12 protein-coding genes are annotated in these 24,370 nt (G+C 43.7%); 11 read left to right on the top strand and 1 reads right to left on the bottom strand.

What is annotated here, in order from left to right:
* Positions 1-385: 385 nt before the first annotated feature.
* From EO98_RS03020 to EO98_RS17370, 11 genes are all read left to right on the top strand, one after another.
* Positions 386-2,590, top strand: a complete 2,205-nt coding sequence (locus EO98_RS03020) for a NosD domain-containing protein (RefSeq protein WP_369799021.1) — start codon at positions 386-388, stop codon at positions 2,588-2,590.
* A 752-nt stretch (positions 2,591-3,342) separates the two neighbouring features.
* Positions 3,343-6,024, top strand: coding sequence for a PGF-pre-PGF domain-containing protein (locus tag EO98_RS03015; RefSeq protein WP_052734504.1), 2,682 nt, complete (start codon positions 3,343-3,345; stop codon positions 6,022-6,024).
* 312 nt (positions 6,025-6,336) lie between these two features.
* Entirely contained in the window at positions 6,337-7,791 is a 1,455-nt protein-coding gene (locus EO98_RS03010) for a NosD domain-containing protein (protein ID WP_235283583.1), read from the top strand.
* Positions 7,792-7,884: 93 nt separating this feature from the next.
* Positions 7,885-8,562, top strand: a complete 678-nt coding sequence (locus EO98_RS03005; protein ID WP_048140150.1) for a class I SAM-dependent methyltransferase — start codon at positions 7,885-7,887, stop codon at positions 8,560-8,562.
* Positions 8,563-8,825: 263 nt separating this feature from the next.
* Positions 8,826-9,395 (top strand): hypothetical protein, encoded by a 570-nt coding sequence (locus EO98_RS03000; protein ID WP_235283582.1) that lies wholly within the window; start codon positions 8,826-8,828, stop codon positions 9,393-9,395.
* 852 nt (positions 9,396-10,247) lie between these two features.
* Entirely contained in the window at positions 10,248-10,622 is a 375-nt protein-coding gene (locus EO98_RS02995) for a hypothetical protein (RefSeq protein WP_235283581.1), read from the top strand.
* A gap of 226 nt (positions 10,623-10,848) precedes the next feature.
* Complete coding sequence (locus tag EO98_RS02990; RefSeq protein WP_048140147.1) at positions 10,849-15,192, top strand: hypothetical protein; 4,344 nt, start codon at positions 10,849-10,851, stop codon at positions 15,190-15,192.
* Between the two features lie 670 nt (positions 15,193-15,862).
* Complete coding sequence (locus EO98_RS02985) at positions 15,863-17,983, top strand: beta-propeller fold lactonase family protein (RefSeq protein WP_162197881.1); 2,121 nt, start codon at positions 15,863-15,865, stop codon at positions 17,981-17,983.
* A 482-nt stretch (positions 17,984-18,465) separates the two neighbouring features.
* Positions 18,466-18,840, top strand: coding sequence for a hypothetical protein (locus EO98_RS02980; RefSeq protein ID WP_156160996.1), 375 nt, complete (start codon positions 18,466-18,468; stop codon positions 18,838-18,840).
* A 134-nt stretch (positions 18,841-18,974) separates the two neighbouring features.
* The gene (locus tag EO98_RS02975) at positions 18,975-20,426 is read left to right on the top strand and encodes a C45 family autoproteolytic acyltransferase/hydolase (protein ID WP_048140142.1); all 1,452 of its coding nucleotides are present in this window, start codon (positions 18,975-18,977) and stop codon (positions 20,424-20,426) included.
* A gap of 307 nt (positions 20,427-20,733) precedes the next feature.
* Complete coding sequence (locus EO98_RS17370; RefSeq protein WP_052734502.1) at positions 20,734-23,067, top strand: M4 family metallopeptidase; 2,334 nt, start codon at positions 20,734-20,736, stop codon at positions 23,065-23,067.
* Positions 23,068-23,175: 108 nt separating this feature from the next.
* On the opposite strand, the gene EO98_RS02965 is transcribed toward EO98_RS17370, so the two are convergent.
* Positions 23,176-24,192: a cupin domain-containing protein gene (locus EO98_RS02965; RefSeq protein ID WP_048140140.1), complete on the bottom strand. Its 1,017-nt coding sequence runs from the start codon at positions 24,190-24,192 to the stop codon at positions 23,176-23,178.
* Between the last annotated feature and the right edge of the window lie 178 nt (positions 24,193-24,370).

Genomic DNA, 24,370 nt, shown 5'->3' with positions numbered 1-24,370 from the left:
TCTACACGCTTTTTTACATGTTTTTTTTACACACTTTTTTCTACACGCTTTTTTACATGTTTTTTTACACACTTTTTTCTACACATTTTCTTATTAAGTAAAACACCTGCCTGTAATAAACAGCAAATAAGGTTAATTTTAAAGGTTCAACTGTTAGCTTTTGTTATAAAAGCTAATCTGAAACCTCGCAAAAGAGAAAATATTGAGTTTATTTCAATAGACTGTATTGATCTGCTATTTTTCGTGTATTTCCATGGTTATCTTCGTGTACTTCCATGGTTATTATTCTGATATTATTTTCTAATACATTTATATTATTTCATGTTTATTTTAAATGGAGATTATAAATAGGGAATATAATAAATATCTGATGTGGGGGATTTAAATACACAGATTTATCGCTCTATTTTTAGCCTTACTTGTCTTTACGTTAGGCTCTGGTATCGGAACCGCAACTGAGATTATTGTCCAGCCAGGAGAATCAATACAGAATGCGGTTAATAATACTGTTTCAGGTGATGAGGTCGTCATAAGTCCCGGAAACTATACTGAAAATCTTAGAATAATGACGAGTGACCTGGTAATCAGGTCAGCTTCCGGGAATCCCGGAGATACGATAGTTACGGCGAAAAATCAAGCTGATGATGTATTTTACGTAGAAGCAGATAACATCACAATTACAGGGTTAAGCATTAATGGCGCCGGAACTGATCGTGCAGGGGTCTACCTGATAAGGTCCGGTAACTGTACCATAGAAAATAACGAGTTTTTAAATGACGCTCTCGGAATATACCTGAAGAATTCAAATTACAACCTTATCCTCAACAACACAGCAGTAGAAGGTAAGAGAGCAATTAATATCGAGAGATCAAACTATAACAGGGCTTCAGGCAACACAGTTTCAAATCAGAGGTTCGGAATATATCTGCTTGTCTCCGAAGGGAACATGCTCTCGGATAATAAGGTAAGTATGAGCGCTGACCACGGGATTGTCCTGGAAAGCTGCAGTGACACCAGCCTTGAAAACAACACCGCAAGCTCAAATGAAGATTATGGAATCCACCTTGTAGGTTCAAGCAACAACAACCTGACAGGCAATACGGTAGATTCAAACATGGTCTCTGGCATATATCTGAAGGATTCCAGTGGTAACAGCCTGACAAAAAATACAGCATTGAACAGCAGCAGCGGCATTTTCCTGTTAAGTTCAGACGAAAGCATGCTCTCGGGTAATGTGGTTTCAAATAACGGAAGAGGTATCCAGATCGCATCCACAGGAAACAATAATGTTTCTGAAAATTCAGTTTCGGATAACATTATCTCTGGAATCTCTTTATTATCCTCTACTAACTGTAATCTAAGTGAAAACATACTATCGAACAACGCAATTGGTATAAACCTGGCGTTTTCCAGCAACAGTACTGTCCTTAATAACAGTATACAAAACGGTGGAAGAGGACTTAACCTGCAGGATTCCAATTATAATATGCTCTTAAACAATACAGCTTTGTACAACAGGTACGGAGCTTACCTGTTGCGCTCAGGATGGAACGTACTCTCTAACAACAATGCAAGCGAAGGCAATGACCATGGTATTGTCCTGGAAAACTCAAGCAACTATAATGACCTTATCAACAACACAGCAAGGTCTAACCGTGCTTATGGGATATACCTCAAAGGTTCAAGTAACAATAACTTAAACGGCAACGAAGCTTCCGGCAATAATAGGGGAGTTTTCCTTACAACATCGAATGGGAACACTCTTTCGAACAATACTGTTCTGGATAACGGCGATTACGCAATCCTGCTGTCGTATTCCTCAGAAAACAATGTCTCAGAAAACGAAGCTTCCAAAAGCAACCGGGGCATCCATCTGAGCACTTCCGGCGATAATACAATTTCAGGTAATACTATTGTTTCAAACGACGTTTCAGGCATCTATATGGCCTCCACAAGCAACAACAATACCGTATTTAATAACTACCTGAACAACAACTTTAACGCAGATATTAAACCGAGAAGCGTTGGGAACGTCTGGAACACAACAAAAACCGCAGGCATAAATATTGCAGGCGGACCCTACATCGGAGGAAATCTCTGGGCAAAACCCGATGGGACAGGCTTTTCCCAGACTGCAACTGATGCGGATGGCGATGGCATTGCTGATGGAGTGTACAAGATCTCAACCAGCGGCTATACGGATTACCTCCCGCTTGTAGCTGTCTCTGAACCGGAACAGCCCATAACTCCAGTAAATTTAACAGATGATCAAACGGATACATCCATAGATGAAAATGATACATCCGTAGATGACTCTGAAACATCCATAGATGACTCTGAAACATCCATAGATGACTCTGAAACATCCATAGATGACTCTGAAACATCCATAGATGAAAATGATACATCTGTGGATGACTCTGATACATCCGTAGATGACTCTGAAACATCTGTAGATGAAAAAGATTCATCCGTAGATGAAAATGATTCTTCATCCGTAGATGAAAATGATTCATCCGTAGATGACTCTGAAACATCCATAGATGAAAATGAGGCATCTATAGATGAATCGGAGACGTCTACAAACTAAACAAAAGCAATTACTTCCAAAAATGAAACTAATTATGAAAGTGAAACCACAATCAACAAAACGGAGTTGATAATGCCTGGTTTCATAGAGACCATAACGAAATAGCTAAATCAACACTAAAAAAGCCGGGTGAAGGTAGGTTTCCTTCATCCCGATTTTTTCTTTTTCTTTTCTTTTTCGGTTATACTTTTTCCCTTACTTTTTCATAAGATCTTAATCTTCTGAATTTTAAAGTCCTTTCTTCAAGTAAGGGAATCGTTAGTTCATCCGACAGATGCCAGAAGCCGTATATTTTTTTTATTAGTATAAAAAAATTTAATTATATGTTCGTATTATTCAAGTTTACTTATTAATAAAATTTATATAAATCTTCGCTACTAAAATTTATTAGTACACATTAGATAACACCTCTTTTAAGGACTGAAAAATCATCTTACAGGTTGAATACAGTTGATTTTTTAGTAGCTGGAAAAAGTGTAACTTTTAAAGAGTGGAAGTATATTTAATTTTATCGATATTTTTTGACACGGACCATAACTCTAAAGACAAGCAGCTGGCTATTTTTATACATCACATAATTAATTTGAATAAACAAGACTATTAATTTCAGTGCCCCCTCGATTTTTAGAGTACTATTATAACTCCTTACTAATATTAGTTCAATTCAATATCTTTATATGGTTAAACGTTTAATTTCGGATTTATTATATGAAGTATCAATATAAAATTTAATTATATGTGGGGGAAATAAAATGCACAGGTTAGCCACCTTACTGGTGGGCATGCTGATATTTGTGGCAGTCTCGGGTATCGTGACAGCGGTTGAGATTATTGTCGAGCCCAGGGACTCGATACAGGCTGCGGTAAGCGGCGCAAGCTCGGGCGATGAAATAATTGTAAAACCCGGAACCTATACTGAGAATATCAGAATCACTACACAAAATCTGGTAATCAGATCAGAATCAGGTAATCCTGGAGATACCGTGGTTACGGCTAAGGATCTGAGAACAAACGTATTCAGCCTGGAACAGGCAAATAACACACAAATTAGCGGATTTAAGATAAAAGGGGCTGGAGATAAATATGCAGGAGTTTCTCTGGTCAGATGCAGCAAATGTACAATCACTAATAATGAGATTACGGAAAATTATGATGGGATATATTTGAGGTCCTCGGATAACAATAACTTATCTGGCAACAAGGTAAACTCGAACCGCAGATATGGAATGAGTCTCAGTCACTCCCAGAAGAATGATGTTTCAAACAACGCAGCAAATTTGAACAATTTTGGTATTGTTCTGCAGGAATCGAGCAATTACAACAACCTGCTCAACAACAGGCTGGATTCGAACAGGAACTACGGCATATATCTGGCGAATTCCAACAATTGCGAGCTCACCGACAACACAGCAATCAACAACGATAGAGGCATTTACTTTAGAAATTCAAACACGAACAAAATTTTGGATAATAAGGTCTCGGAAAATAATGTCTACGGGATTTTGATCTCATTATCGAACTATAATACTATCTCCGGAAACACGGCTAATAAAACCTCCAGAGGCATTCATCTTGACTCCTCTGACGGAAACACTGTCTCAGGTAATACTGTTGCCTCAAATAGCTATTCCGGCTTATTCATGTGTGCTGGAAGCAACGATAACCGTGTTTTCAACAACTATCTCAATAATACCTATAATGCAGACATCTATAATAGAAGAAATACCTGGAACACAACAAGAACCATAGGTACAAACATTGCAGGGGGATCCTATATTGGAGGTAATTTCTGGGCAACTCCTGCCGGAAAGGGTTTTTCCCAGATAGCGCAGGATGTGAACGGAGACGGCATTGCAGATTCTGAATATGCCGGAAGGAACTTTACCGACTATCTGCCCCTTGTATCCACATCCACACCGCAGCAGTCTATACTTCCTGTTGCGGACTTCAGCAGCAATGTTACCTCAGGAAATGCACCATTGGATGTAAGCTTTGCTGATAAGAGCACAGGAACTCCCACTGCATGGAACTGGGATTTCGGAGACGGAGCGAATTCAGAAGTCCAGAGTCCTGTGCACACATACTCCCTGGCAGGAACTTACACTGTAAAGCTTACAGTAAGTAATCCAAACGGGACGGACTCAAAAACCGGTGCAATAAATGTTCTTCAAAACTCTGAGCCTGTGCCGGAACCTTCTGAGCCAGTGCTTCCTGTTGCAGATTTCAGTACAAGCACTATTCCGGGCCCTGCCCCTCTCGCAGTCCAGTTTACAGACCTTTCACAAAACGCAGTTTCGTGGAGCTGGGACTTTGACAATAATGGACAACCTGACTCTGCCATTCAAAGTCCGGTTTATGTGTATGAAGTTCCAGGAGACTATACCGTTAACCTGAGTGTAAGCAATCAGAATGGAACAAGTTCAAAAACTGCTACAATAATCGTACTGGAAGCAGAAAACATCAATGACGGACTTCCTGTTGCAGATTTCAGCATGAACGTTTCTGAAGGCTATGCTCCACTTTCCGTCCTGTATACCGACGTTTCACAAAAAGCGACCGGAATAGGCTGGGATTTTGACAATGACGACCTGGCTGACGTGAGCTCTGGAACTGTGGTCTATGTGTACCCAGCTCCGGGAGTTTATACAGTTACCCTTACCGCAGCTAACGAAAACGGTACAGCCTCAAAAACTGCTACAATAACTGTGCTAAAAGAGAGCAGTTCCGGAGGAAGCAGCCACAGCAGCGGTGGAAGTGTTGGTGGATCTCCTGAACCTGCAAAAAACGTTGAAACCAAAGAGCTCTCACAGGTCTTCATCACAAACGGCAAGGCTGTAAAGTTTGATTTCACAAAGAACGCAACCTGCGTTGCATATGTGAGCTTTGACGCAAAGAAGACCCTGGGCAAAACCACGACCATTGTTGAGGAATTAAAAAATAAGTCTGCACTTGTTTCCGAACTGCCTTCGGATGAGGTATGTAAATCATTTAACGTATGGGTCGGAAACGGTGGAATTGCAACCTCAAAGAACATCGAAAATCCTGAAGTCTGCTTCAAGGTTGAAAAAGCCTGGATACAGGATAAAAAGATAGACCAGTCTACAATCGCTCTGAACAGATACAGTAACAAAACATGGGAACAGCTGCCAGTCAACCTATCAGGGGAAGATGAAAAATGCCTGTATTTCACAGCTGATGTTCCGGGCTTCTCTTCCTTTGCAATAACAGGAAAGATAGAACCCATGCCAGGAGAAGGTGCAACCGAAATAGAACCTGGGCAAGAAATCGGTTCCATTGAAGAGGAAGGTATGGAAAGTACAGGATCTGAAGTTAAAAAAGGGCCTGAACAGGAAGAAAATGTGAAGGCTCCGGGATTTGAACTGGCTATCGGAGTAGCTTGCCTGCTTTCAGTATTCCTGTATAAAAGGACGTAAATTCCTGTATAAAAGGACGTAAACAGCTAAACGAGAGCAAAAGTAAAACTGAAAAACTTAGATCTTGAAAAACAACCGGTGAAGGAATGAACCTTCACCTTATTTTTTTATCTCTGATCAATCGGATATTCGCCCGGAACTATGACCTTATAACTGTAGGGATATCAGACTTACTGAATATATTTTTTATACTTAGTTAAATATTTATAACCGATTATATTTATATTGCTTGTGCGAATTTCCGCCTAACTGTAAAAGTATCATCCATAAATATCTCTGGATGGAGGAGTTAGAATAAACAGACTAATCGTTTTGCTTGCAGCTTTTCTTTTATTTGCATCAATCACGGGTATAGGAACTGCGGCTGAGACCTTCGTCCAGTCAGAAGATTCGATACAGGAAGCAGTGAACAGTGCACGTCCCGGTGATGTAATTATTGTAAAACCTGGAACCTATGCCGAAAATATTGTTGTAACAAAGAATAATCTGGTAATCCGGTCAGAATCCGGGAATCCCGAGGATACGGTAATTGAGCCTTACGACCCGGATACGGATGTGCTCATAATAGAGGCAGATAACATAACAGTTAATGGGTTCATGATCACCGGAGCAGGAGACAACTGTTCGGGCATCTACCTGAATGATTCCAATAATTGCCTTCTCGAGAACAACAAATTTTTCAATAACTCCGAGGGAATACACCTTGAATCCTCTGCGAAGAACAGGGTTTTTAATAACGTAATCCTCAAAGTCAGCAGAGGAATTATCATTGAGCAGTCCGAATATAATTCAGTCGAAAGTAATAAAGCTTCTAAATGCAGATACGGAATTTATCTCCTGAACTCTAAAGGAAACAGGGTCTCTAAAAATACAGCTCAGGAAAATCGAGAATACGGCATCGTGCTTTCGGCTTCGAACGACAACACCCTTTCCGGGAATACAGCTTCTAATAATGGCAGGGGCATTCATATCGGAACCTCTGACGGTAACACGCTTTCAGACAATACCATTACTTCAAACGAGGTATGCGGGCTTTTTGTCTGCCCGAGAAGCGATAAAAACCTTGTTTTCAACAACTATTTCAATAATACTCTCAACGCAGAAGCTAACAACGGAACAGCAAATGCTTACAATAAGCCAAAGACCGCAGGCACAAATATTGCAGGCGGACCCTACATAGGAGGAAACTTCTGGGCAATGCCGAACGGGACAGGTTTTTCAGAAACAGCATCTGACCTCGACGGAAACGGTATTGCTGATGAGAGGTACAGGCTTGAAAACAGCCATTACATTGATTACCTGCCTCTTGTGGCTTTCAAACCACCAGAACCGGTTCTTCCCGTAGCAAACCTCAGCACCAATATCTCGGAGGGATATGCTCCGCTTTCAGTCCAGTTTACCGACAGTTCACAAAACGCAACTTCAAGGAGCTGGGACTTTGACAATGACGGAATCCTTGACTCTTCAGATGAGACCCCAATTCATACATACTCAGTTCCCGGTACCTGTATAGTTAATTTGACTGCATCCAATGAGAACGGTACGGATTCAAAACTTATTACAATAACTGTAAAGGATGAAAATGTAACAGATATACAGCCGGAATCCGAAACTGGCACGCCCGGAGAAGACTATGTGGATACTACAGGGTCACAGGCTGAGCAGAGTTCCGGGCAGGAAGGAATCAGTAGCATACCTGGCTTTGAAATGATTTATGGAGTCTTCTGTCTGTTTGTCATATTCCTGTATAGAGGAACTGGAAAGTGATCCATCAGCCAGAGAGAATAAATTTAATACGGAGGAACCTTCACACGAAGGAATATTAACAAATAGAAGTATTTTTCATACGGAGGGACCTTTATAAAGCCCTGGAAAGCCTTTGAAATATATGCAGAAGAATACGATGCATGGTACGATAAATATAAACCTGCATATGAATCCGAGCTTCTTGCCCTCAAATCCTTCCTCCCCGAAAACCTGGAAAAACTGGAGGTTCTGGAAATCGGGGTAGGTACGGGCAGGTTTGCCTGGTCTATGGGGGTCGGATACGGGCTCGATTCTTCCAGGCCAATGACAACTTTTGCAAAAAAAAGAGGCATTGAAGTGGTCCAGGGGGTCGCAGAGTCCCTGCCCTTCAAAGGGCAGGCTTTTGATCTTGTGCTGATTGTTACAGCACTTGCTTTTTTCAACGATCAGGTGCAGGGGCTCAGGGAAGCTGCACGGGTCCTGAAGCCCGGTGGGCAGCTTGTAACAGGTATACTTGATAGGGACAGTTTGCTGGGCCAGTATTATAACTTGAAAAAAAAGGAAAGCAAATTTTCTTCCGATGCCAGGTTTCTTTCGGCGGTGGAGGTGAAGGAGTGGCTGAAGGATCTGGGGTATGAAAACATAGAAACCTGCCAGGCGCTCTTTAATAAGCCAGAGGAGATTAAGGAGATCGAAGAGATAAAGCAGGGGACTGGAGAAGGGCTTTTAGCTGTGATCTCAGCCTGGAAACCGTTTCATGCTAAAGTTGGGTTAAGGTCCGAATACAGGTGAATTACCCCTTTATGCCCCGGTTTTTCTGGATTATCTCAGGTTTTATATCTTGCCAGCCCAATATTAATAAGGGATTTCGGGCAGATAATAGAGGATGGGAGGCCTGACAGGGAAGAGGTTGTGTTCTTTTTCCAGTGTAGATACATGCTTTATGAAACCGGTTCGGGGGAAAAGATATTAGATCAGGCACAAGAGCAGGCAGGAAAAAGAAGTTTTCAGGTGAAGGGACGGAAGCTCTTTACAGGGAGCACGCAGGAAAACCTGTGATTGAACTCGAACTCAAAAGCTTTCTTCAGCTCTTTGATTCTTTTGACCCTGCCCCGTTTCACGAAAAAGAGCTTAATCTGGATGCAGAAGAATACCTCTATAATGCTGTAGACGAATTTCCCCTGAGAAAGCCCCTTGAAATCATGATATACCTTCCTTCTTCCGAGGTCGGTGCAGAAATCGAAACCGACCTTAAAGAAGCTATAAAAAATCATTTTTCTTACAAAAAACTCCTTACCGAAATCGAACTGAAAAGGTTGATTTATCAGGGGCGAAGAAACCTTATAATAGCCCTTACATTCCTTTTTCTCTGCCTGCTTGTGATCCGGCTGCTTTCGGCTTTTGAAGAAAACCTGATGAACACTCTTTTCTCTGAGGGGCTCCTTATCATCGGCTGGGTTGCAATGTGGGAGCCGGTACATACTTTCCTCTACGGCTGGTGGCCGATTGTCCACAGGCGTAACATTTACGAAAAAATTGTACACATGGATGTCTACATTGGGAAAAGGTCTCCAGCAGGGAAGAGATCTCAAGGGTATCGTTTTACGCCAAAAAAAGCTCCCTGAATGGCTTAATATTTGAAGCCAGTACTCTTAAAGAAGCAATCAGGAATAATTTTCTCTACAAAAAAGTCCTTACGGAAATAGATCTGAGAAGACTTCTTCAGCGGGTGAGAAGAAACATGACAATTGCCCTTACTTTCCTTTTTCTCTGCCTGCTTAACTTCCGCAACAGTTGTTAAATATTTGATCCTATTAGAGGCTGGAACGGGGTAACGATTTCATTTAAATAGGCCAAAACTTAAGGCAAGCTTCTGTTGCAAAATCGATAGCTTTCGGGAAAGAAAATTCCTTAACCGATGACCAGTGTAAAATGTTTAGTATGGAGTAGCTTTTACATAATATAAATAAATCAAATGAGAAAATATAAATAGTAAAAGAGTGCACATATTTTTGCTGAGAAAGTATCCTTTTGGAGGACGCGGTGACTTTTGGCTATATGGAGCGAGCAATAGGGCGATGAAAACTCCTATGACCAGTTTGAACTATAGATCCTAATACAGATTTTTATTTTTTTACAAGTTTTCTGAACTCAGCACCAGAATCCAGTGATGAATTCAATATTAAAAATCATAGATATTATGATTTGTTATTATTCTTGTGATAAGATTTTTGGATCGAAATCTTTAGATCTCGAATATTGATTTTTATTCAAGGCCCGATTCTTCTTGTGAATTCAGAATTTCAATCAAGAAATGCAAAAATCACTGGATTTTAGAACAGAGTCAGTTTTCTGTGAATTATTATAAATAATACAGGCAAATAAACAGCCAAAAACAGGCATAATTGGAGTTTTTTTATACTTCTGACTATAAAGGATTATTTCTCAGGTTGCAGTTTGTTTTTCAAGAACGGAGCTTGGAAGGAGATGATTCTATATTTTTATGTGAGTGTGGAAAATTAGTACGGGAAGAGTTGTGGGAAGACACATTCAAGGATTATATAAGTACATCCAGAAATCCATCTACCAGAACTACAGGACACAGGAATTGCGGACTTATTTTTAATTTTGTGGATGGAAACTGGCCAAAGAAATATTCCTCAAGAAAAGAATTGAAAACTTTAGCGGCAACTTTTGCGGAAAGCAATAAATTATCTTGCGAAAAAACTGCAAAATTTCTGCTCGAGGTAGATAGGTTCAAGTCCTGTGGTAAGCTCTCTGATATCGAAATTTTGGTTCATGCATACAAGAATGTTTTGAAAATCCGAGAATCAGGTGAGCGAATTTTCTGAGCTGTAAGTCCGATTACTAACTGATTAAAAAATGAAAAAACGCAACCAATCGCCAATAATTAAATAATCTCATTTTACAGAATTTGCCCGTCGGATCATAATAAAGACGGCTATCGGTTTTTTTGGGTTGAATAGTTACTTTTAATCTTCAATTTTATTAAAAATCCAATTCTACGTATCGAATTCTTTTGTATACTGAGGAATGAAAAATCCAGGAGAATAGAAAATGATGATTGAGGAAGTAACGAGTGACAGAGAGGTCACGATCTACGAACATGGAAGTTATCAGGGTCGCAGCCAAAAGCTGAGCCCGGGTAAGTACAACATAGGTGATCTGGTGATTGGAAACGATCGCCTTAGTTCATTGAAAATACCTGAGGGCATGAGGGTCACGTTATATGAGCATGCGAATTTCATGGGTAGTGAGAAGATGTTCGACGCGGATGTTCCGTGGGTAGGTAATGATTTCAACGATAAAACATCTTCAATATTGGTCGAATTGGAAGTGATGACTGAGGAAGCAACGAATAACAGAGAAGTCATGATCTATGAACATGGAAGTTATCAGGGTCGCAGCCAAAAGCTGAGCCCGGGTAAGTATAACATAGGTGATCTGGTGATTGGAAACGATCGCCTGAGTTCATTGAAAGTACCTGAGGGCATGAGGGTCACGTTATATGAGCATGCGAATTTCATGGGTAGTGAAAAGATGTTCGATACGGATGCTCCGTGGGTCGGTGATGATTTCAACGATAAAACATCTTCAATATTGGTCGAATTGGCCGCCAATACCCAAGTAAATACAAACGATGTCGCTAATCTCTCAGGGGTGAGCCCTCAACAAACTTTTCTTGAGTCTCATCCAGAAAAACCCCTGGCAACCAGCACGCTATACATAAACCGCTTCACCACTACGAATCCAGATAAGTCTCAAAACCATACAGTGGTCGGTGTGCATATCGTGCTGGAAAAAGGCAATAAGAATGGACTGTGGGAGGCGTTTCACGTCGACCGGGGGGCTCAGAAGCTCAATCCTCTGGATCCTCGTGTGGCAACGCATTATCTGCAAATCTGCTGCGATACGCTCGAAATACACGACGAACTGTCCGTGCCCGAGGCCGACGTAGCCATCTTCGCGCGCCGGCTGGTGTGGGCAACGGCTGATGCAGCCATCAACACGTCTCCACTTCCCTGGGCGGTTTCCAAGGCCCAGAACGCCAGCGGATCAAGCCCTGGGCAGAATGGAGCAGCCGGACGGAACGCGGGCTCTTTTCAGGTGTTTGTGTCGAGGGTAGAACCTGCCACTGACTCGCGGCCCCGACTGGTGGCTTTGGGAGGACGTGGACAGGATCCCGGAGCAGGTCTGGACGGAAGGCCGGGTAAAACAATGGCTAGCTATTCGAACGTTACCTTCCGAGTCAAAGATTCCGGTATTTCCGAGAGCAAGGCTACGATCATTTTCAACCCAGTTGCCGTCTACATCGACTACGAGTGGCGCTGGGGACCATTTAAGGTAACCAGCAGTAACAAAATGGGGGAGAACTCGTTTCCTGAAACTGGAGGCAATGCACTGGCCCCAGGAATCCCGGGGGATGGCGGGAATGGAGGCGGCCTCATTACGAATCTTGGGACTATAGTATCAAGTTTTAAGAACTACGGCGGAGGGGCAGGAACCAGGGAGCGTGATTATCGGGGTGGCATGCCTGGCAAGCCAATTTCATGTGGAAAGTATAAAGTCAAGCTTTGGGAAGACCTCCGAGGCACCAAAAACGCCAGGAACGAGGTAAGCAGGACCGACTCAAACAATACTGTAAGGGGGGCAGATGCCAGAGCCCAGGGTGCATCTCATGGAGCTGGGAGTACGCCGAAGCCCAGCATCACACCTGAAACCAATGTGTGGCTACACCCCCTAAGTCTCCAAAAGACGCTCGAATATGCTCGGGACCTGTTTCTTGCAGGGGATCGAGACGAGGTGGAGCATTTGCTTTGCGCCTACGAGGTTGCGCTTGCATTGCCGTTGCCGAACAACAAAGCCTGGGACGAAGTCACTACGGCACAGTGGACGGCGGCGCAGAGCGATGTCGCCTCGATGCTGCAGCGCCTGCGTGGGCATCTCGACTATTTCGGCAACTCTGCAGGCTATACGCCGCTGTTATCTCTACAGGGAACAATCAAGTTGTACGAAAAGGAGACGCTGCGGGCGCTTCGTACACTCCTTCTCGTCGGCTGGATCGATTCCAGGGAACGTGATACAAAGGAAGCTGCCAAGGCCCTCGAAGACACCATTAACAGCCTGAACGAGGATACCCAGCAGGCTGCCGCGCAGGTAACCAGCTCAGAGGCCAAGATCAGCGAGGTAACGAGCCGCATTGATGCTCTTGAGCAAGAGCTGCATGGCATGAGCAATAAACTGGAGATTTTGCGGAATAATCTTCTTAGCAAGGCCCAGGGGGATCTTGATAGGCAGGCCCAGATCAAGTTCGCGATCAAGATGACTGCTGCCGTGTGTCAGGTCGTCCCGGTAGGCCAGCCGGCTCTGGGGACCGTCGGCTCACTTGCCAGCGTGGCAACCGGTTTCATCGGAGGCAATGATGCCAGCACACCGGACACGGTTTCCAAGATGGGTGATGTGCTCACGAAAGCGAGAGACGCGGCCAAGAAGGCCGAGGAAGTCAGGATAGCTGCCAATAAAGCCAGTATCAAGGTTGACACATCGGCGCTGACAACGGCAGGCTATGGCCTGGGTCCAGCCCTCTCTCAGATTTCGCAGGGTCTGCAGGCTTTGCAGGTGCCTCAGTCGGAGGTCGAAGCCGAGCTGCTAAGATTGGAGTCAGAGAGCGAGGAGTGGAACAAGCTCGTCAAAGATATCCGCGATATCAATGAGAGAAAGGTTGCTTTCTTTAGCGATCTGGTTGACGCATTCCAATCACTAGGGGATGGCTACGCCCGGGTTTCGTCCAATGCTGCGGCTGTCTTCATTATGCAGCAGGAGCGCGGTAAGAATCTTGCCAAGCTAAGCCCCGAGGCCACAGGCTGCGTTCGGCAGATGGGGCAGCAGTCCCGTCTAACCCTGCTCAGGTATCTATATTTCATGGTGAAGGCATACGAGACAACCGTGTTCGAATCCATAGATGTCGACTGGAAGCTGACAGAAGTGACCGACAAAATTAACGAGCTTCTGAAACCGGAAGAGGGATTCAATGCCGCTTCGCTGAACGAGCATGCCAGGGTACTCGAACCGCTCTACCAGAAGAACCTGGAAACGGTGCGCAACCAACTGCTGGATGATTTCAGCTTCAACGAGACCACAATCCCCCTTCAGCTGGGTCTGAGCAGCAAGCAGACTCCAGAGGTCATGGCTACCCTGAACGATTCCGGATATGTGGTGGTCGACCCGATCGCATATGGACTGGTTCTCCCCGATCGACAGCTCGCCCGCCTAAGCAATGTCGTGCTCAAGAAGCTCGAGTTTGACCCGGAAGGGCCAGCATTGCCGGAAACAAATAACCTCATAATTTCCGTTCAGCCCTCCCACCGCGGGACGATCCGAAAAGCAGAGAACCTGTACTCTGTTTACAGCGATATGCTGCTCAAGTGGAGTTGGACCTACCTGGCTTCCGGGGAGATCCGTGCGAGTGAACCAAGCAAGGGGACTGAGGATATGCTAAATCTGGTGATTGGCGAAGGAGCGGAGAAGATCAAACAAAAAGTTTCCATGCCACCGGTCTGGTCGGATCTGTCCATCAGCGTATTGTATTCGCCGGAGCTGCGGATGGACCAGAGACCTCGTATCACCAAGCTTTATTTCGAGTTCAGCTGTGATGTTACCTTGGCACCCTATCATCAGCGTGTCATGAATGTGCAGTCACTGGGATCTACGGTGGGTGCCGTCATCCAGTGTTCACCTGCCGATCTGGCTAATCGTAGCGATGGGTTTTACCGCATGATTCGCATCTTTTCTAAGGGCGCCAGTGTCCGCCTGAGCGTTCCCTCTCATGTTGCTGGGTCCGCATTCGATGCTTGGGACATAGTAGGGCAACAGATCAACCAGATTGGTGTCAAACAGACAGACGTTGACATCAAGATTGACGACCATGTGCTTGCTCAATGCCACTGGAGCCGCTACCAGAATCAGATACAGTCGGTTATACTGTCTGGAAAACTTGCTCTTGAGGACACGGCCGAGATTGCAGAAATCTATGAGGATGAAAGCATATGCTATGAAGATGAAAGCATATGTAATGAGCTACAACCGGTTGTATTGTCTCAAACACTTGCCCTTGAAGAGATGGCCGAAATTGCAGTAAGCCATGAAGATAAAAGCATACTTTGTGAGCTGAATGACCTTGTCTCGGCTGCGCCCCAGGCTCGAGACCTCCTTATGCGGGTCGAAGCTTCCGAGAGTGCTTCAGTGATGGGGGTAGTACCCACGTTGAATGACGCCGATCTGTTAGAAGAAGGGGAGACCGGGTGGAAATTGGTGAATTACCGAGGCATTGTCGGTTGGGTAAATGCAGGTTTGGCTGAGGGTGCAGCACTGGAGCTTGAGACTGAATCACATTGTAGCTGATTTATCGACTTGCCTAACCAGGGTATCTGGGCTACGGCTTGCAACCGCGCCTGATGCCCGACGTTCGCCAATCAAATATAAACAACGTCTTGACCTACAGAGCCTACTTTCGGCAGGTCGACATTTAACTTTTGACACTTATTACTGATAGTGATTTTGGAATAATACTCCATTATTATGTGTAGCTATTAGGTTTACATATGGTCCAAATATAATCTCTCATATAAACTTTAATGGAAAAAAAATGGTTCAGTGTTTATATGTGTCGTGGGAGTTGAGCCACACTTTAACCAGCTTTAAACATAACCTATAGTTAGCTAAGGTTCTAAAACATCATTAGAAAAAAATGTTCTAATTTATAATGTCAACCTGCCGAAAGCAAGAAAGAGACGCACATCATATCTTTTCTTCGTAAAGGAATTAAGGGATTTTCTGCGTTTTCTTTGTTTTCCATGATTATAAAATATTGAGTAACTAAGTGTAGGTATTTACATTAGTAACTGTTACTATTTTTTTACAATCTTTGGTAATCATTGAGTTTACTATATATTGGAGCAGGAAAATGAATGCAATTTTACTTCTTGGGTTTATATTAATCTGTTTTGGTTTAGTTTACCTTTTACTCAAAGGGACAGGCAAAATTTCAGATAAAGATGCTGATATTCAAATTATGGGCTCCAGATTAAAAGGAAGCCCGGGTATAATTGTAATTGTATTAGGGGTTTTACTTATTGTATTAGGAAATGGTTTGCTCCCAGAAGTTGGTTTACTATCCGACACAAAAGATAATAATTCACCCATCACAAACGATGATCAGCCCGGCATAAATAATAGTGATATTGTAGATCCGCAATATAATGAATACGAGACAGATGAGTCGGATCCACTACACAATTCCGCATTAAATTCCAGCGTTTATGCATATATTGCACATCTCAACAGCAACAAAGTTTCAGTAATTGACACTGCCACAAAGAAAGTTATAGCCACTGTGAATGTAGGAAGCGAGCCTGTAGGAGTTGCAGTCAACCCGGCGGGAACAAAGGTATATGTGGCAAACAAAGGCAGTAGCACAGTCTCTGTAATTGACACCAGCACAAACAAGGTTGCAGCGACTGTACATGTAGGAAGCGAGCCTGTAGGAGTTGCAGTCAACCCTACGGGAATAAGGGCATATGTGGCAAACTCCGAAGATGACACTGTCTCTGTGATTAATACTACTACAAACAAGGTTACAGCCACGGTTAAGGTAGGAAGCAATCCTGGGGGAGTTGCAGTTAACCCGGCGGGAACAAAAGTATACGTTACAAACTGGGAAAGTGGCACTGTTTCTGTAATTGATACGGCAACTAACGATGTTGTAAACACGGTTAATGTCGGAAGTAAGCCTGAGGAACTTGCAGTCAACCCTGCAGGAACAAAGGTATATGTGGCGAACGGAGAGAGCGACACTATCTCTGTAATTGACACAGTTACTAACGGCGTTATGAAAAGTGTGCCTGTAGGAGATCATCCTTACGGAGTTACAGTCAGCCCTGATGGGAAAAAGGTGTATGTGACGAACGAGCGTGAAAATACGGTCTCTGTAATTAGTACAGACACAAATAGGGTTACAGCTACTGTGGACGTAGGAAGCTGGCCTGTTGGAGTTTCAGTGGACCCTGAGGGAACAAGCATCTATGTGGTAAACTATAAAGACGGCACCGTTTCTGTGATTGATGCAGCCACAAACAGGGCTACAGCCACTGTGAATGTAGGAAACAAACCAATGGCAACCGGACAGTTCATAGGGAAACTTTCCGGTGAGGGACAGAATAATACGGAAACTAAATCATCAGTCAATACAACCTCAGAAGATAAAGAGACAGATCTCCCTCCCAAAAATCAGGTAATGGCCGGATCTACTATTTATGCATACATTACTAACGGAGGCAGCAACACTGTCTCTGTAATTGACACTGCCACAAACATTGTTACAGCCACGGTGCCTGTCGAAAAGAGCCCTGAAGGAATTGCGGTCTCCCCGGATGGAAAAAAAGTATATGTGGCGAACTTACGCAGTAACACTGTCTCTGTAATTGATACAGCCGCAAAAAGTGTTACAGCAACAGTGAGCGTAGGAGACAAGCCTCACGGAGTTGCAACTACCCCGGATGGAAAAAAGGTATATGTGCCAAATTACGGTTCCAGCACTGTCTCTGTAATTGACACTTCAACCAATACTGTTACAGCAACAGTAAGAGTGGAAGATAGTCCTTTTGGAGTTGTAATCACAGGAACAAAGGCATATGTGACGAACGATATCGGCAAAACGGTCTTTGTAATTGACACTGACACAAACAGTGTTACAGCTACAATTAACTTAGAAAATCAATACCCTGGTGGAGTTGCAGCCTCTCCGGACGGAGCAAAGGTATATGTGACGAGTGGAGCCAACGACACTGTCTTTGTAATTGACACCGTAACCAACACTGTTACAGCCACGGTGCCTGTAGGGGACCGGCCTACTGGAGTTACAGTCACGGGAACAAAGGTATATGTGGCGAACTTTGGCAGTAATACGGTATCTGTAATTGATACAGCTACAAATACTGTTCAAGCGACGGTAAAGGTTGGGAAAAGCCCTTATGGAGTTTCAGTCACCCCTGATGAAAAAAAGGTATATGTGACAAATGACCACGAAAACACTGTTTCTGTAATTGATACAGCCACAAACACTGTTACCGCCACAGTGAGCGTAGGAAATCTTCCTAAATCTTTGGGACAGTTTATAGGCACATTCCAGAACTGAAACAGTACTTCCTTGCAAATTTCAGTGGCAATGTCACCAAGGGTGATAAAAGGCAATCTTTATGCTTCAATTTCGGAATATTGGCAGACTTTTCCGAATCATTGAAGCTCATTTTCAGCCAGGGACGTGTCATATCAGGGGGAAAACAATATAAAGAAAATGGTTCTGAAGACCGCGTAGAACTCTGGTTTTCTTGCAGGTAAAGAAGACGGGAAGCAAAAAAGGTTCTGATGGCTGGATATCTTTAGAATGGTACAAAAATACTTAAAAGTAACACAGCTGGCTGTGTAAATACACGATCCAATCATTTTTGGTTTCCATTCCTATTTTTCAGTTCAGTTTAGATCTTTTCTTTGAAGGATTCTCAGGTTTCCAAAACATTTTATTATTTATTGCACATTTCTCTTGCTTCTTCAGATCCTGAAATCCTGTTTACAGGAAACGAAATATACGATAAACTCCTAGAATTCCAGGGGGAGTATATGAGACGCAGGCGGAGGATAAAATCCTTAAAGAAGACTCTAAAAAGCTGGCAGTTTCTGGTTTTTGCATCCGTATCTCTTGTTCCGCACCTCCTTTACACGGCAGGTGCTGACTTTGCAGGCATGTATTCCGTTTATCCATCTTTTCCTGCGGGGATGGGCTTTTTTGCGCTTGCGCAGCTTTATCTTGTTTTTACCTTCTTCGGGTGGACTTCTCCTCTTGCCTACCTCTCAGCTATCTTCTTTTCCCTGCTCTGGACCAGGGTTTTGCAGTGGGTTGAGAGTATTGACAAGTTTGCAGTGGTAATTTTCTATATCTTAGTCTTTTTATCGGTGTGCTGGGGGCTTCTTATGGAGTTCATGCCTCCTGACTGATATTGTTTTCAGCTGGGACTATCGCTTGCCTGGGAGTGGACAAACGAAGGATATGAGATTGGGCACTCATTAATTTAATTCATAAACTCCGTATACAAACAGTCTTAAATAATTTAAGAAAATATATTTTACTAATGAACAAAAATGACATTCTTAAAAAAGCATGTTTTGAGGAGATAAACAGAGTTAAGGTCCTGCATCTAAAAGGCAAGCCATATGAAATGGGCTATCAGCATGGTTATTTGCTTGCAGATAAAATAGACCTGATGGTCAACAGGACCCTTTTAGCCACTGCCGCTTATGTTGCTGCACAGACCGGGTCGGACCTGGAGAAAGCCGAGGAAATCTTATGGAAGGGGCAAAAGGCGGCTGAACCTTTTTTACCGCAGGAATTCAAAGAAGAAATGAAAGGAATTGCTGATGGGGCGAAAGATGCCGGAGTAAATGTAACCCTTGATCAGATCCTGCTCTGGAATACCAATTATGATCAGTGGTGTATTTACTGCCATCCTGATTACTGGCAGGGTGAAAATCAGGGGGATAACCAGCTTGCTAATAAAATTGAGGATCAGAGTGGATCCCAACAAAACGCAATAAAACCGGCTGGCGGGGGCTGCAGCAGTTTCTGTGCCTGGGGAGAGTGGGCTGGAAGCGATGGAAAACTGATCTTCGGAAAAAATGAAGACAATTTCAATATGCCGGAGCAGTTGCCAAACCGGATACTGGTCGTATCCAGCCCGGATAATGGGATTGGACACGCTTTTTTAACCTATCCGGGAATGATCGGGCTGGACGGCGGTATAAATGCGGACGGCCTCGCAATGATGACTCAGTTAAACTCCATGCAGTATGAGAGCATGAAAGGCTGCGGGATCGCCATATTTACTCGTTTGTTGCTGACTCATGCACGGACGGTGGAGGATGCGATCAGGATTTTCCAGGAACATCCTCGCTGTGCCGGGATTGCCTACCACGTAGCTGACGCAAAGGCTAAAAAGGCAGTCGTAGTAGAAACCTCTTCCCGGAATGTATGCTGTCGTTATCCGATTCAGGATGTTAAAGCCCTGTGGCAGACGAACCATTCAAACTGCTATCCGGGCTGGATGGGTTATTCCGGTTATAACATGGTAGCCGACCAGGTCCTGGTAAACCAGCTTAAGGACATCTCAACTATCGAAAACTGGCAGAACAGTCTGAAAGAGCCTTACAACTTCTATGTCCAGGCACCCAGCCGTTTTGAACGCTATCAGCAGTTGATTCACAAATATTACGGCAATATTACGGTTGAAAATGCGATTAAAATCTTAGGCGACTGCTATGATCCTTATACCCGCCTGACCCGTGACAAATTCTTCCCGTCCTGGACAAATAATATCCTCTGTACTATTTGTGCATTGTACCCTGATTTTTCATATAAGGCAAAAGAACCGGTGGGGTCATTCAAAGCACATATAGCAAATATGTGGAGCCTGGTTGCATATCCGGAAACCGGAGACTTCTGGCTCGCAATCAATGACTTCCCTGCACAGTACGGGGGTTATGAACACTTTAATTTAAAGGAATTATTAATGCGTACTTCTGTCTAAACTTCTGTCCCAACTTCTGTCTAAATTTTGGTCTACACTTCTGTTTAAACGTCTGTCTAAACAGAAGTTTAAGACTGAACCATACTTCAAAGACTGAACCATACTTCATTTACTTCCTTTAATAGAATTATTGTTTCACAAATATTCACTTTTTTATTTTTGTTCTTCGTTCTTCTGTTTTTTCGTGGGATGGGCTGCTCTCCCGCGTAGAGCGTAATAAGACAGACTGTTCACTAAACTCAGGATAAGTTGTTTACTAATTACTTAAGGATGAAAAGAAAATATACTGAGAAGGAAAATAAGATATGTGGAAAATATTCTGGGACTCAATGAGAAGCAAACCAAAGCTGTCGGGAGATTAAAGGAAATAGACCCTGAATCTGAAATTTTCTGGGATTCCGGGATGAAAATTCCTGAATTCATCAAGGGCACTCTTTCGAGACCCTCAGTTAAAAGCCCCGAAGAAATAGCAAGAAAATTTCTGGAAGACTGCAGGGAGCTTCTGGATATGCAACCCGGGCTTGACGAGAGCCTGGAACTTTTCACTGCCGAGACCGATTTTTCCGGGTTTCACCATGTTATTTTCCTCCAGCACATAAAAGGCATCCCGGTTTTCGAAGGTTCTGTCCAGGTTCACATAAACCCCGCCGGGGAGGTCATCGCATACAAGGACTTTCGCGTGACAGAGGTGTCGGTTGCCCTTGAGCCTAAAATAAAAAGAGAAGAAGCTATTGAAATTATCCTTAGGGATATTGGCTCAGAACACGTGGTAGTGGTTCCCCGTTCAAAGCTGATGCTTTTTCGGGACGGTGAAATTCAGCTTCCCATGAAAAAACTCCCCCTGAAAAAGCTTCATCTGGTGTGGCAGATTGAGTCCATATTTGCCGAAGGGTTCGCAGGGAAGTTCCATTTCATTGATGCCCATACCGGCGAGCAGCTTTACAAATTTTCCCAGATACGGTCCGCCATTTTTCGAAAGACCTACACTGCGAAAAACGAGGCATTCCTGCCCGGAGAACTGCTGCCCGAAGATAAAATGGCTGCGGATGAGGTAGCCCTGTCAGCTCATGAAAATATGGGAATTGTGTATAACTATTACAAAAACAATTTCGGAAGGGACAGCTATGATAACAGGGGCTCTCCTCTCGTTTCTACAGTTCACTTTAAGCAAAACTATAATAATTCATTCTGGAGCGATTACCACAAACAGCTTGTTTTCGGGGACGGAGACGGTTTTCGCTGGAGACCCATGGCGTTTGCCCTTGATATTGTAGCTCATGAGCTGACGCATGCAGTTGCCGCCCAGACAGCCAGATTCGTGTACAGTGAAGAGGCAGGAGCTCTTGATGAGTCCTTTGCGGATGTTTTTGCAGTTTTTATCTCAAATGGAGAAAAGATAACGAACTGGGAAATCGGGGAAGGAGTTTACACCCCTTTCCATGCAGGAGACGCCTTGAGGGACGTTTCCGATCCCACAAGGTTCGGGCAGCCTGACCACATTGACAATTACATGCGGCTTGCTCCCGGAGAGATCCCTGATCTTCACAGGAATCAGGCCGGGTATATTCATTACAACAGCGGAATCCCTAACAAGGCTGCTTACCTGACCATTGAGGGTGGGACCCACTATGGAATAAAAGTCAAAGGAATTTCCAGGGTGAAAGCCGAAAAGATCTATTACCTCGCCCTCACCGCATATATGTGCAGTGCGACCCTCAGCAGGTGGACATTCCGGGAAGCAAGGTATGCTCTGTTGAATGCCTGCCGCCAGCTTTACGGGGACAAAGGACCCGAGTATACGGCAATAATAAATGCCTGGGCTGCGGTCGGGTTTGGAAAGCCGGTAGAATACCTTGAGAATCTTTTTCTGGTTGAAAAGGAGATTTATCCCGGAATTTCTATCCCGGATATGAGTCCTGACGGAATCCTCAGCTCCATCGATTTTCCCGAAGACGGACTTGTAAAAGATATCAGGGTCAGTATAAACATTGAGCACTCATATCTAAGTGACCTCAGGATCACATTGTTTACGCCTGACGGAAAAAGTATAGCCCTGCACGACCGGCTTTCCCGAAAGGACAGGAGCCTTGTAAGGACATATAACTCGGGCTCAGTTCCTGCTCTCAGGAAATGTATAGGAGAACGGGTCTGGGGAAAATGGGCTTTGAAGGTTGAGGATCTTGCAAGAGAACACACAGGTTCTTTCCACAGCTGGGGAATTAAATTTCTGGTACAGAAGGTCGAAAAGGAAGAACTTAAAAGGGAGATTTTTCCCTTCCTCAAAATTTACGATAATGATCCAGCAGGTATCGAAAGCTTCATAGAGATAGAAAGAAAGGGAAAAATAGTAAGTCTCGGCGTGTCCATGGAAATTACCCACCCTTCGATAGGAGAACTGAAAGCCGCACTTGTCCTGCCTTCCGGGGAGGAACTGGTACTGCATAACAGGGCCGGATACGGAATAAAACATCTCAAAAAAACGTTCAGTACCGAATCTGACGAGTTCCTGCTGCCTGCTGTGAATAAAGAGATGAAAGGAGTCTGGACCCTGAAGGTCGCAGACCTAAAAGAAGGAAATGAAGGCAGCCTTGACAGCTGGGGGCTGTGCATTATATACGAGAGTGACCCGGAGTTTCTTTAAGGGCTATCCCGATGGATATCGGGATTTACTCTTAATTCAAAGACTTTAATATTATTCAAAGGTTTTAATATTATTCAAAGACTTTAATATTATTCAATGACTTTAATATTATTCAAAAACTTTAGTATTCTTCTCTGACCATCCGGGCTGGTTTATGGCAAGGAATTTGAGGGTAGCGTTTCCGGTGTTGTATGTAGTTTGAATCGCGCCTGCCGGGATGTATATGAGCTGGTCCTTACACAATTCGACCGGGATTCCGTCAATATAGAGGATACCTTCCCCTTCAAGGATATAGTGAACTTCCGGATTTTTCATCAGGTGGGGAGCGATATTTTCTCCCGGCTCGATAACAGCATGAGCTATACTGTAGTTAATGTCAAGGTTTCTATCAATATTTCCGGGGTTCAATAGTTCCACAACATGGATATTCCCAGGCTCTTCAAGATACGTACATTCGCTAAGGTTCCTGCAGAAGATATGGTCATCCGCATAGAAGCTTGAACCGACTATGTAAGATCTTCCTTCAAAGGTAGCCTTTTTAACGAAGGTGAACCTGCGGGAAGGTTCGGAATTTCCTGGCTTCTGCCAGCTGTGATCTATCCAGCCTTCACCATTTTCGCTCAGGGCGGTCTCTATGAAGAGCTCACCTATAGGCTTGCCGTCTGCGTCCAGAAGACTTCCCATGTCTTCTCCTTCGTTCCCCCTGTCCGGAGGGCAGACTAACTGAGTCCCATTTATTGTCCATACAAAAATATAGAAGTCGTGATTGTGCCAGGGTGAATCTTCTTCTCTGAATGCAGGAAAGAGCTTTTCTCCCTGTCCCTCAATAAGTCTGACTGTAGCCCTGACTTTATTTTCGATGTTTTTCCTTTCAGCTGCCATTTTGCTCTCCCCTTTTGCAAGAATAAGAGAGTCTGGCGGCGCAGGTCCCTGGACAGCCCGTTCTTCTGTTGTGTTTTCTCTTGCAGCAAGAGCTTTTCCATTAACTCCTGAGGGAGATTCGCCTATGGCTTCATCTTCAAGTTCTTCCGCAATTACTGCCGGTTTGTCCTGATTCCCACAGGTAAGGATGCCAAAAAAAAGTGCAACTGCAAGCATTCCACATATAATCCGTATTAAATCCATACGACTCCCTCATTTTTTTCACTTATTATTCAACGCTCTTGAAACTGCCTTCAGGATATGCTTAAATATATACTTATAATAATTATCAGAAGTATTATTTTATTTTTATCACTCAGTTTACGTAGGAAGATGTTTTAAGAAGCTTTTATTTACTGAAACTCAGGATAATTTCATAGTA

The organism is Methanosarcina sp. 2.H.T.1A.6, from assembly GCF_000979455.1.
GTDB lineage: Archaea > Halobacteriota > Methanosarcinia > Methanosarcinales > Methanosarcinaceae > Methanosarcina.
The sequence above is the reverse complement of the archived record's forward strand: the minus strand, read 5'-3'. Positions and strand labels throughout refer to the sequence as shown.